Below are 12148 nucleotides of genomic sequence, written 5' to 3' on the forward strand. Positions count from 1 at the left end.
TCACATTCCTAGGAGTAACTGTCTTCTAGCCACAAGCTTCATGTTCTTGCTGAAATTCAACAAGAAGTCTTGCTTGCTCCTCAGTCAGAGCTAGGTTACGCAACAAGTCCGGACGGCGTAGCCAAGTCCTGCCTAATGACTGCTTTAAGCGCCATTTTGCAATTTCTTTATGGTTCCCACTGAGTAATACAGCAGGGACCTGCTTTCCATCCAATGTTTCAGGCCGAGTATAGTGAGGGCAATCTAACAGGCCATCCGAAAATGAATCCTGCTCAGCAGACTGATTGTGACCAAGCACACCAGGCACTAATCGCGCAACTGCGTCAATAAGTGTCATGGCAGGCAATTCGCCACCACTGAGAATAAAATCACCGATAGACCATTCTTCGTCTACATGAGACTCAATGATCCGTTCATCTATACCTTCATATCGACCCGCAACTAAAATCAATTTTTCAGACGTCGCTAATTCAGCAGCGCCTTGTTGATCTAGTTTGCGTCCTTGTGGAGACATGTAAATTACTTTTGCACCATCACCAGCCGCAGCTTTTGCATCTAGAATGGCTTTTTCGAGTGGCTCTACCATCATCAACATACCCGGACCACCGCCATAAGGGCGATCATCCACTGTACGATGCTTATCGGTCGCATACTCTCTTGGGTTCCAACAATTGAACTCAATCAAACCGTTTTTCACAGCTCGACCAGTTACACCTTGCTGAGTAATTGCATCAAACATTTCAGGGAACAACGATACAACGCCGACCCAAAGTTTTTGCTGTTCACTCATTAAAATGCCGGATCCCAATCAACCGTAATTTCACGTTCTTCATGCTTAACTTCAACAATGACAGAATCTGTCAAAAATGGAATTAAGCGTTCAGTCTGACCAAATGCATCTTTTTTGTTCGCTTTCACAACCAAAACGTCATTCGAGCCAGTCTCCATAAGGTCATCGACATGACCTAAGTTATAACCTTTATTGGTTACAACCGTCATACCAATTAAGTCTCGCCAATAAAACTCCCCTTCAGGTAATTCAGGAAGCTGCTCACTATTAACGGCGATTTCAGCATTGGTGAATGCCATTGCTTCGTCTCTGTCGTTAATGTTCGCAAATTTAGCGATGAAACCCTTGTTGTGGCGACGCCAGTCACTCACTTCAAGAGCTTGCCATTTACCTTGTTGCCCTATCAACCATGGGCTGAAATCGAAGATCCCTTGGGGATCATCAGTAAATGAATGCACCTTAAGCCAACCCTTAATACCGTAAGGGGCACCTAATTTGCCGACAACGAGTGTCGAGGTGTTATCTTGACTCATGGTTACACTTACGCCTATTAAGCCGCTTTACGAGCGTCTTTAACTAACTTAGCTACGCGATCTGAAAGAGATGCGCCCTGACCTACCCAGTGATCAACACGAGCAAGATCTAGACGAATTTTTTCTTCCTGACCAGAAGCGATTGGGTTAAAGAAACCTACTTTCTCGATGAAACGACCGTCACGCGAGAAACGGCTATCCGCAACCACGATTTGATAGAATGGACGCTTTTTAGCGCCGCCACGTTGCAAACGAATAGTTACCATACCGTCCTCTACATAGATTGACTGTTTTCATTAATAAGATAAAACTTCCCACTACGGGAAGCTGGGGAATTGTACGAGTTTTTCTCAACAATGCAAGTATGTTTTAGATTTAATTCTCAATCTTGACATACCTAGGTCGGTTTAGACCTAAAATGCACACATCATTTGGCTTCGTACCCGCCAAAATAAAGAAACGGATGCTGTTGAAAACACCCGTTTAAATGCTCAAGCAAAGCGCAAAACACCTTGCTCGCAGGGAGACATTACATCCTAGAAGGTATATTTAGCATTAATCGCAAAATTACGTCCCGGCTGCGTGTATTGCTCTAGGTTCGCGTCAGCGGCTTGCCCAGCAACACTCTCATAAGGGATATATTCTTTATCTAATAGGTTAAATACACCGGCATTAAATCGTAGGTTACCGAAGTCATACTCAGCAAAGAGGTCAACGGTACCCCAGCCACCTGTCTTAATATCGTCCTCTGCTGGGACCTTAGTCATACGTTTAGCCGCTTTAAACGCAGCCGTAACCGACCAGCTATCCATTTCATAGCGCGCTTTTACAAAACCGTTAAGTGGACTAATAGAACTTAGATATTCATTCGTTTCTTTATCTTTACCTTGTACATATGTAAGACCAGTGTCTACAGAAACGTTATCATTTACCCAAACTGTAAAGTTGGCCTCTAGCCCTTTAATTTCTACTTCACCAATATTGTGATACTGATAATAGGTTTTAGGTGGCATATTTGGAGTTTGACTGGGTTCAACACGCACTACTTTATTTGCAATAAAGTCATCAAACTTAGTATTAAATAGTGTTACGGAAAACTGCTTTGAGTCAAACCCACCTTTTACACCAAATTCTATACTGTCACTCGTCTCTGGATCTAACTCAGGATTCGGTAAGATCTGGTAAAATGGCTCAACACCGTGGCTTTGATAAGCTAGATCATGAGGTGGAATTTTAAAACCTCGAGAATATTGCGCAACAACATTCACATTGTCTGACACTGCATATACTAATCCAAGCTTTGGCGATAGCGCAGTTTCACTGATATCTCCAAACTCTGTACCTTCATAAAGCTCACTTTGTTTTGCATCCATATCATACTTATCAAGACGCAAGCCCGCGTTCAATGTAACAGCATCTGACAAAGCAATATTATCTTGTACAAAAAGCCCCAACATGGTGGTATCTGCACCAGGGAATGTTTTTTGTCCCTCATTATCAAGCACTTTATTACCTTGTGCATCGATTCGGGTTTTTAGACGCGGTCTTGATGTTTCATAGCCATCATAGTCAAAGCCATAAACAAGTTGATGTGACAGTGAACCAAACTCTAACTGCTTATCTAATACCAATCGCGTACCGAAGATAGACTGTTCGAAACGATAATCGTTGTAATCCGTGTAAGGCCCAATACGGCTGCGGCTTCCATCATTGGCACGGATCTGATTACTGACTTGTTCAAAGTCAGTAAAGTAAACTTGTGCACTTAAGTTATCGTAAAAACTGGTCGCTGTTGAAGTATCAAACTCTAATGACAAAGAAAGGCTTTCGTTATCATCCTTTGTTTCATATTCAGTGGCTGTTATCACCTGCTCACTATCTTGGTCGAAGTAATCAACCGTCGCCAAAATGCGCTCACTCTCTGTCAGTGTAAACTCCGACTTCAGCAATAACGCATTTGAGGTGTAATCAAAACCAGGGAGGTTTTCTTGAAAATTCTGTGTTTCTTGACCCTCTCTGCGCGTCACTTGAATAGCAGTGGCGTTGGTATCACTAAGTTGCTTAGCAAAGGTCGCCGTGGCGCTCCTTTCTGAGTTAACACCATAATAGCCAATGCCAATTTGAGCATGACTGTCTTCACCAGCCAAATAGTCAGAAGGATCTTTTGTCGAGATAACAATAATACCGCCAAGTGCATCCGAACCATAAAGAGACGACGCAGCGCCTTTTGCGACTTCAATTTGCTTAATATTGTCGACGTCAAAATAACCTCGACCAATAATTAGGCCACCACCACCAGAATAGGCATCATTTAAACGGCGTCCATCTTTCACATAAACGACACGATTTCCACCGATACCACGAATATTGAGCGCTTGGGCTTCACCTGCAGAGCCCGTAGTTGTAATCCCTGTTTGATACTTAAATGCACTATTTAAGTCCACTGCTAACTCACGTTCAATTTCTTGTTCGGTGACAACATTCACAGAACCCGCTACATCCTCAAGCTTTTGCTCAATACGCGACCCTGATACTACGATAACCTCGCTATCTTTTTCAAATTGCTCCGCAACTGAACTTGGCGCAGTAAACACTGCTGCTGCAATACTTAGCGAAATAGTAGTTTGTTTAAACATTATCTTTTAACCTCAAACAGGAAGAACGAATAAATTTCGCTGTGCACTATAAAGGTATTTCCCAATTATCGCAAACGATAATTATTTGCATTTCTATAATCATGTAGATTTTAATTCTGCGAGAATGTATTATTACCGTCATTGGATACACGGACTCATAAGGGATTTATCAGTCACTCATACTGCCCTGCAAACGCGCAGTAAAGAGTCAAGAACTCAAGTAATTAACACGTGAGAGAACAATGAAACATACCCTTTATATTAGTATTTTACTGATGCTGAGTAGCTTCGCTGCGAACGCAGAACGCTTGGTCGTCGCAGGTGGCACCATTACAGATATCGTCTATGCACTCAATGCAGGAGAGTCTGTGGTTGCAGTGGACACCTCAAGTACATGGCCACCAAAAGCCACAACCCTGCCCAAGGTTGGCTATTATCGTGATTTAGCCGCAGAAGGCATTTTATCGCAAAAGCCAACCATGATTTTGACTCTAGAGGGTGCCGGCCGCCCTGAAGTACTCAGCCAAATTAAAAGCACCGGGGTGCCACTCAAGTTGTATGAAAAGCCAAAACATATTCAGGGCCTTTTCACACTGATCAATGAAGTCGCAGCCGATCTCAATAAACAACCTCAAGCAGAACAGTTGATCAATGGTTTAAAAACTCAACTACCAAGTAAACCTAAGCGGTCAAACACTAAAGCACTGTTTATTCTCTCTGCTGGCGAAAGAGGCGTGATGGTCGCAGGTAAGGAGACTGTGCCAGATATCTTATTTGACTATACAGGCATCGAAAATATCGCTGTACATAATGGATTTAAACCCTTTAACCGTGAAGCATTATTAGTCAGCAACCCTGATTTTATTGTGGCACCCAGTCATGTTGTCTATGGCGCAGGCGGCCCAGAAAAGTTTTGTCAGCAAGCATCCCTTGCTTTAATCCCAGCTGCGAAGGAATGTCGTCTACTAGTTATGGATTCTCTTATGGCACTCGGTATGACTACTCGATTACCTGAAGCCATTGCCAAACTAGACGCATTTCATCGTAAGCAGGCATTATGAGCAACACCACACTTCCCCTTTTAAATTCAAAACAACATTTAAAATGGTATTGGCTAAGCAGCTTATTGCTGCTTAGCCTAGCTTGGCTCTCTCTTAGCAGCGGTCCTGTTGGGTGGGACTGGAAAATGCCCATCGCATGGCTATTACCAGAGTCCATGACAATGGACATTAATGAGCTGCAAATGAGTGTTGTATCACAAATTAGATTACCTCGATTACTGCTCGCCATTTTAGTTGGCTCCGTGCTTGCCTGTAGTGGCGCGGCTACACAAGCGCTGTGCCGTAACCCATTAGCCGACCCCAGTTTAATGGGTGTCACTGGTGGCGCTGCAGTTGCGGCCATTGCTGTCATCGCCTTAGCCCCCAAGGTCAGCTTTATTCATGAAGCCATGGTCGCGCCTGCTGCATTCGTAGGCGCACTCACTATCACATCTGTCATTTACCGGCTTGCTAACCATCAAGGTCAGGTTCAAATCACGACATTATTATTAGCTGGTGTCGCCATTAACGCCATTGCCATGGCCATCATCGGCTTATTCAGCTTTTTTGCTGATGACAGTTCATTACGCCTGATGACTTATTGGCAAATGGGCTCTTTAGGCGGCGCAAGTTGGTCAGCAATGATTTATGGTGCCCCTCTTATTATCATTAGTACCATCATACTGATTATGAAGAAACGCCAAATAAATGCACTGATGCTAGGCGAAAGAGATGCAAGACACCTTGGTGTTAATGTAAAACGCCTAAAAACCGAGGTTGTCTTTCTCGTTGCGCTCGGTGTCGGCGGTGCTGTAGCAATGGCTGGAATGATTGGCTTTGTTGGCTTAGTCGTTCCTCATATCGCACGCCTATTGGTAGGTCCAGATCTGCGAAAAATGCTGCCATTAAGTATGCTATTAGGATGCTTACTGATGTTATTAGCAGATTGGATTGCACGGCTTATTGTCGCACCTTCTGAGTTGCCGATTGGTATCGTCACAGCGCTCTTTGGCGCACCATTTTTTATCTATCAGTTAGTGAAGCAAAAACGAGGCAATCATGCTTGAGTGTAGAAATATTGCCATTACACGCGGCAACAAACGCATTATTCACGATTTGTCTTTTACTGCACAGCAAGGTGAATTTATTGTCTTACTGGGCGAAAATGGTGCAGGTAAATCGACCTTATTGAGCGCAATATGTGACGATTTAAGTTATGCAGGTGATGTGTTATTTCACGGCCAAAAAGTCAATCAACTTGATCCACAGCAACTGGCGACCAAGCGCGCCATGCTACTGCAAAACAACCGCGTCAATTTTGCTTTTAGTGCTGCTGAACTCATTGCAATGGGCCGCTACCCTTACCATGAGGCTACGCTACTACAGGCCGAGGTTATCAATGAGATTATCTCGCAAATGTCTCTAGAAGCGTTAGCAGATAGGGATGTGACCGTACTCTCAGGTGGAGAATTTCAACGTGTACAATTTGCGCGGTGCATGGCGCAACTTGACGCGCATAGGTCAGAGACCTCTGGCAAGTTAATGTTACTGGACGAACCCACTTCAGCATTAGATCTACATCATCAGCATATGACCTTAAGCAAAGCCAAAACTTTTGCCGAGCAAGGCAATACCGTCATTGCTGTATTGCACGACTTAAACTTAGCATCCTTGTATGCTGACAGAATTTTACTGCTGCACCATGGCGTCATCTATCATGATGGTAAGCCTCAAGATGTCTTACGCCCTGATGTGTTGCAACCTATCTATCGTGCTGGTATGCAAATTAACTTGCACCCCAGCTTTGAAATCCCTATGATTTTTTCAGAACCGCTAACAGGAGCCTCCAATGCGTGAACAAGCCGCTTTTGAAGCACGCACCTTAGTAAGACAGTCATCTGTCTGTGTGATCTCAACCATTTCTAAAAACCTACAGGGCTACCCTTTTGGATCTGTGTCTCCTTTTATGACGGACAATCAAGGTAGACTGATTTTTTATATTGCAGGGATAGCACAACATTCTCGAAACCTCACTGAAGATAGCCGCATGTGTGCCACCGTGTTCGATGCAGCTGAGCAAGGTGACCAAAATGCACACGCTCGAGTAACTGTCGTTGGTGATGCAGCCCCGGTGCCAGCTGAAGAGTCAGAAGCATTACTTGAGCGTTATGAACGTCAATACCCTGAAGCCATCTCTTACCGTCAAGCCCATGACTTCCAGTTATGGCGTATGGAAGTAAAACGTGTTCGTTATATTGGTGGCTTTGGTCATATCTTTTGGATAGAAGAAAACGAATGGCATGCACAAGAACCAGAATGGACCCTGGAAGATGAGAAGCGCATGGTAGAGCATATGAATGATGACCATGCTGATGCCAACCAGCTTATGTTAGAGCTTATGCATCAAGTGCAGGCGGACGATGTCACCATGACGACGATTGTCCCTGATGGATGCTACCTTCGCGCCAACGACAAAAACTACTATGTTCAGTTCGAAAATGTGTGTATGGATAGTAAAGCAGTGAGAATGGAACTTGTCAGACTGACCAAAGCAGCACGTAAAGCGCTTAGCTCTGAGACTGAATAAGATTCAGGCTTGATATAGTAAAAAGGGAAGTGATATCACTTCCCTTTTTTTAATTCAGTTAATTAAAACTTCGGACCGCCACCGCCAAACATACCAGGAGGCATCATGCCTTTCATGCCGCGCATCATTTTCATCATGCCGCCCTTGCCTTTCATCTTCTTCATCATCTTCTGCATTTGAGTAAATTGCTTCAGCAGCTTGTTGATATCTTGAACCTGAGTACCAGAACCTGCAGCAATACGCTTCTTGCGAGAGCCTTTGATGATTTCTGGACGCGCACGCTCTTTTGGCGTCATTGAGCTGATAATTGCTTCCATCTGATTAAAGGTTTTGTCATTAACTTGACCTTTCACTGCATCAGGTAGGTTATTCATGCCTGGCAGCTTTTCTAACATAGACATCATGCCGCCCATGTTTTTCATTTGCTTTAACTGCTCAGCAAAATCTTCCAGTGTGAAGCCGTCACCTTTAAAGACTTTTTCCGCCACTTTTGCAGCTTTATCTTTGTCAACTTTTGCTTCCACTTCTTCGATAAGTGATAACACATCACCCATGCCAAGAATACGCGAAGCGATACGATCTGGGTGGAATGGTTCAAGCGCATCTGTTCGCTCACCCACACCCATAAATTTAATCGGCTTACCTGTGATATGGCGGATAGATAACGCTGCACCACCACGTGCATCACCATCTGTTTTCGTTAGAATCACACCCGTTAATGGCAGCGCTTCATCGAATGCTTTTGCCGTATTGGCGGCATCCTGGCCTGTCATTGAGTCAACAACAAATAGCGTTTCAATCGGATTGATCGCTGCGTTTAACGCTTTGATCTCATCCATCATGTCACTGTCAACATGAAGACGACCCGCGGTATCCACCAGCACTACGTCAATGAATTTCTTTTTCGCATGACTAACTGCGTTATTGGCAATATCAACTGGTTTTTGTGAAATGTCACTTGGGAAGAATTCAACATCTACTTCCTGTGCTAACGTTTCAAGCTGCTTGATTGCCGCCGGACGATATACGTCGGCACTCACAACCAAAACAGATTTTTTCTTTTTCTCTTTTAAAAATTTTGCAAGTTTACCCACACTGGTCGTTTTACCAGCACCTTGCAAACCCGCCATCATCACAACAGCTGGAGGTTGAGCGTTAAGGTTTAGCTCTTCATTCGCTTCACCCATTGCCTTTTCAAGTTCTTCACGAACAATTTTAATGAAAACCTGACCAGGACTTAGACTCTTGGTGACTTCAACACCAACAGCACGCTCTTTCACTTTTTTCACAAACTCGCGCACTACAGGCAGTGCAACGTCTGCTTCAAGCAAGGCCATGCGCACTTCGCGCAGTGTTTCTTTAATATTATCTTCGGTCAGTCGGCCCCTGCCGCTGATGTTTTTAAGCGTTTTTCCTAAGCGTTCTTGGAGGTTCTCAAACATGTATCGCTTCCACTATCTCGTAATTACGCAACATTATACTGATATGCGCGCAACTAATACAGTATTCAAGTTATACAAAGATTCTTTTTACAAAGTCTATGCAAGCGGCGAGGCTTAAAATACAATAGCCTATAAAAGGACCACGAAAGTAGACACAAAGTTCATGATCATCATTTTGTCATTATTGGCGAGCCTGTTTTACATACTAGCAACTGGACACGTGCTTTCACGTTTATTCCATAAAGAAGGCCCAAGTCAAAAGCTGACCGTCATTTTAAGCACGGTGGCGATATTGAGTCATATGCTGGTATTGGTGAACTCAGTGTTTACTCAGCATGGGCAAGACTTAAGTACCATTAACATTGCCCTGTTGACGTGCTGGGTGATTGTCGTTTCTGTCACAACGGTTTCTTTAAAGTTCCCTGCAACATTATTGCTGCCTGTGGTCTATGGGTTTGCAGCTATTTTGCTTATTGCCAGTTTGTTCATTCCACATCATATCATCATGGATGATATCAATGTGGACATTGGCCTAGTCACGCATATCTCTTTATCCCTGCTGGCTTACTGTATTTTAATCATTGCTACTTTATATGCTGTCCAGTTTTACTTTATTGATAAGCGTTTAAAAAGCAAAGATCTCGCAATTATGAACAGCCATTTACCTCCGCTGATGCAGGTAGAATCTCAGCTATACCAACTTCTCACCGTAGGTACAGGCCTGCTCACACTGGCTCTGGTTGCTGGGTTTGCGTTTTTAGATGGCATGTTTGATAAAGCGTCCATCCACAAAACGGTATTGTCATTGATTGCATGGACGATATTTGCTTCTGTTACCTTGGGACATCATAAATTTGGCTGGCGTGGAAAACCGATTGTTTTTGCCATTATCGGCGCATCCAGTATCGTCACATTGGCTTACTTTGGCAGCCGATTTATCCAAGAAGTCATCTTAGACAAATTTTAATACAAAAAAATAAGCGTCGAGCTTGACTCTGCTTCTATGCTGACGCTTAATAACCTTTCGAAAGTAAAAAAGGGATCCTCTGTTGGACGACATATCTACCAACGCCTTGTTCATCATACTTGGCGTGCTGATACTTATATCAGGTTATTTCTCAAGCTCTGAGACTGGCATCATGTCCATTAACCGCTACAGACTCAGACACTTAGTTAAAGAGAATAACAAATCTGCCAAGCGCGTAGATAAACTACTTCAAAGGCCAGATCGCCTTATTGGACTTATTCTGCTAGGTAACAACCTCGTTAATATCGCAGCATCTTCTGTGGCTACACTGATTGGCCTGAGACTATTTGGTGATGCAGGTCTTATTATTTCAACTCTGGTTTTAACCTTGGTAATCCTTATTTTTGCTGAAGTCACACCAAAAACACTGGCAGCCCTTTACCCTGAGAAAGTGGCTTTTCCAAGCTCGCTTATTCTCAAAATTTTATTAAAATTCCTTTTCCCCTTCGTGAGCGCCATAAACTTTATTACCAATGGTATCCTTAAACTATTTGGTGTTTCTCCAGAACAAATTGAAGAGCATAGTCTCAGTAAAGAAGAACTAAAAACGGTCGTAAACGAATCAAGCGCCATGTTACCGACCAATCACGGCAGCATGTTGACCTCCATTTTAGATCTTGAGCAAGTCACCGTTGAAGACATCATGATCCCTCGAAATGAGATCAATGCCATTGATATTAACGATGATTGGAAAGATATTTCTCGTCGACTGACAAATGCACAACACACTCGTGTACTGTTGTATCGAGATCAAATTGATGATGCGGTGGGATTTATACACTCACGAGACGCGCTACGCTTATTAACCAAAGAACAATTTGATAAGCCATCACTACTGCGTGCAGTAAGAGAAATATACTTTATTCCCGAAGGCACATCGCTAAATACCCAACTGCTCAAGTTTCAACAAAACAAAGAGCGTATTGGTCTTGTTGTAGATGAGTATGGTGACATTCAAGGCCTTGTCACACTCGAAGACATATTAGAAGAAGTGGTTGGTGACTTTACAACGACTCAGACACCCACACCAAGCGATGAAGTGACGGTGCAAAGTGACGGCTCCGTTTTAGTTGATGGCAGCGCCAATATCCGCGATCTCAACAAAGAAATGGGGTGGGAGCTACCTACTGAAGGTCCTAAGACACTCAGCGGGTTAATTGTTGAGTATTTGGAAGATATTCCAGAGAGCCAACTGAGCTTAAAAATCGCTAACTATCCAATGGAAGTCATGGAAGTGAAAGAAAACATGATAAAAATAGTCAAAATTTTTCCACTGCAACAAGCGAAAAAACAAGCTTAAAAAAAAGGGTTAGCACATGCTAACCCTTTCTCTTCTTACTCGGTCTGAATGCGTGTATTCAGCACTGGTTATTACGAAAACAGTCTCTCAAACCAACTCTTATTAAGATCGTCCTCACATCGCTTCAGCTGCGCGCCATAACGAGATGCTCTGTGTTTTACTTTATTGGCTACTTTCATTAGCCATTTTTTCTGCTTGTAGGTACCGCGGCGATATCCGCCCCAGCCTTCATGGTAATTTAAATATTGCGCATAGGCATCCCACTTGGACACACCATTTACTTTATGGGTTTTATAAACAAACCAGCCCATAAAATCTATCGCATCCTCAAAATCGTCTCTATCCGCACCTGAGTTACCGGTTTCACGGATATAATCACTCCATGTCATGGTTTTTGCTTGAGAATAACCATATGCGGAACTGGCGCGACCAATCGGGATGAAGCCTAAAAAATACTCCATGGGTGGCGCCGCATCATGCCTAAAAGAGCTTTCTTGATACATCATGCTCATCAACACATGCTTGGGAGAACCCCACTTTTCTTGAGCATCACGCGCATCGTAGTACCAGTCTTCTTTCTCTTCAAAAATCTTACAAATATCATTCGGTTGCTTTGGGGGAGCCGTCGCACAACCAGTCAGAGTCAGAAGTAGAGGTAAAAATATTATTTTTTTTCTCATTTTTTTTGAACTCACCTGAACTTTTCTATTTTGCTGGGGTCATACTACTTGAATGCAGCAGTTTAGCATTGTTTCATCCCTGATATATTTTTACGCAGCCCCATGGGCTGCGT

Annotated in this window: 12 protein-coding genes; 6 read left to right on the forward strand and 6 right to left on the reverse strand. The window is 43.3% G+C overall.

What is annotated here, in order from left to right; genetic code table 11:
- Window positions 1-25: 25 nt before the first annotated feature.
- The 4 genes from trmD to N473_RS13515 form a co-directional block, all read right to left on the reverse strand.
- Window positions 26-790, reverse strand: a complete 765-nt coding sequence (gene trmD / locus N473_RS13500) for a tRNA (guanosine(37)-N1)-methyltransferase TrmD (protein WP_063368369.1) — start codon at window positions 788-790, stop codon at window positions 26-28.
- On the reverse strand, window positions 790-1323 hold the full coding sequence (rimM, locus tag N473_RS13505) for a ribosome maturation factor RimM (RefSeq protein ID WP_039608677.1): 534 nt from the start codon (window positions 1321-1323) through the stop codon (window positions 790-792). Before rimM ends, trmD begins: the two co-directional genes overlap by 1 nt.
- A 17-nt stretch (window positions 1324-1340) precedes the next feature.
- On the reverse strand, window positions 1341-1589 hold the full coding sequence (gene rpsP / locus N473_RS13510) for a 30S ribosomal protein S16 (protein ID WP_023398624.1): 249 nt from the start codon (window positions 1587-1589) through the stop codon (window positions 1341-1343).
- A gap of 270 nt (window positions 1590-1859) precedes the next feature.
- Window positions 1860-3959: a TonB-dependent hemoglobin/transferrin/lactoferrin family receptor gene (locus tag N473_RS13515; RefSeq protein WP_063368370.1), complete on the reverse strand. Its 2100-nt coding sequence runs from the start codon at window positions 3957-3959 to the stop codon at window positions 1860-1862.
- A gap of 242 nt (window positions 3960-4201) precedes the next feature.
- Here N473_RS13515 and N473_RS13520 point away from each other — a divergent pair, with 242 nt between their 5' ends.
- From N473_RS13520 to N473_RS13535, 4 genes are read left to right on the forward strand one after another with little or no spacing between them, the layout of a single operon-like run.
- Window positions 4202-5020 (forward strand): heme/hemin ABC transporter substrate-binding protein, encoded by an 819-nt coding sequence (locus N473_RS13520; protein ID WP_063368371.1) that lies wholly within the window; start codon window positions 4202-4204, stop codon window positions 5018-5020.
- Window positions 5017-6066, forward strand: coding sequence for a FecCD family ABC transporter permease (locus N473_RS13525; RefSeq protein ID WP_081221170.1), 1050 nt, complete (start codon window positions 5017-5019; stop codon window positions 6064-6066). The genes N473_RS13520 and N473_RS13525 overlap by 4 nt, the downstream gene beginning before the upstream one ends.
- A complete protein-coding gene (locus N473_RS13530) occupies window positions 6059-6856 on the forward strand; it encodes a heme ABC transporter ATP-binding protein (protein WP_063368372.1) in 798 nt (265 codons plus the stop codon). The genes N473_RS13525 and N473_RS13530 overlap by 8 nt, the downstream gene beginning before the upstream one ends.
- The gene (locus N473_RS13535) at window positions 6849-7586 is read left to right on the forward strand and encodes a HugZ family protein (RefSeq protein WP_063368373.1); all 738 of its coding nucleotides are present in this window, start codon (window positions 6849-6851) and stop codon (window positions 7584-7586) included. The genes N473_RS13530 and N473_RS13535 overlap by 8 nt, the downstream gene beginning before the upstream one ends.
- Before the next feature lie 62 nt (window positions 7587-7648).
- Here the strand turns inward: N473_RS13535 and ffh are convergent, their stop codons facing one another.
- The gene (gene ffh / locus N473_RS13540; RefSeq protein ID WP_063368374.1) at window positions 7649-9028 is read right to left on the reverse strand and encodes a signal recognition particle protein; all 1380 of its coding nucleotides are present in this window, start codon (window positions 9026-9028) and stop codon (window positions 7649-7651) included.
- Between the two features lie 163 nt (window positions 9029-9191).
- Between ffh and N473_RS13545 the strand changes: the two genes are divergently transcribed.
- Complete coding sequence (locus N473_RS13545; RefSeq protein WP_039608670.1) at window positions 9192-9995, forward strand: cytochrome C assembly family protein; 804 nt, start codon at window positions 9192-9194, stop codon at window positions 9993-9995.
- A gap of 82 nt (window positions 9996-10077) precedes the next feature.
- On the forward strand, window positions 10078-11355 hold the full coding sequence (locus N473_RS13550; protein ID WP_039608669.1) for an HlyC/CorC family transporter: 1278 nt from the start codon (window positions 10078-10080) through the stop codon (window positions 11353-11355).
- A gap of 71 nt (window positions 11356-11426) precedes the next feature.
- Here the strand turns inward: N473_RS13550 and N473_RS13555 are convergent, their stop codons facing one another.
- Window positions 11427-12035 carry a hypothetical protein gene (locus N473_RS13555; RefSeq protein WP_063368404.1) on the reverse strand — a complete coding sequence of 203 codons (609 nt, stop codon included), beginning with the start codon at window positions 12033-12035 and terminating at the stop codon, window positions 11427-11429.
- Between the last annotated feature and the right edge of the window lie 113 nt (window positions 12036-12148).

It is taken from the genome of Pseudoalteromonas luteoviolacea CPMOR-1 (assembly GCF_001625685.1).
Taxonomy (GTDB): Bacteria; Pseudomonadota; Gammaproteobacteria; order Enterobacterales; family Alteromonadaceae; genus Pseudoalteromonas; species Pseudoalteromonas luteoviolacea_K.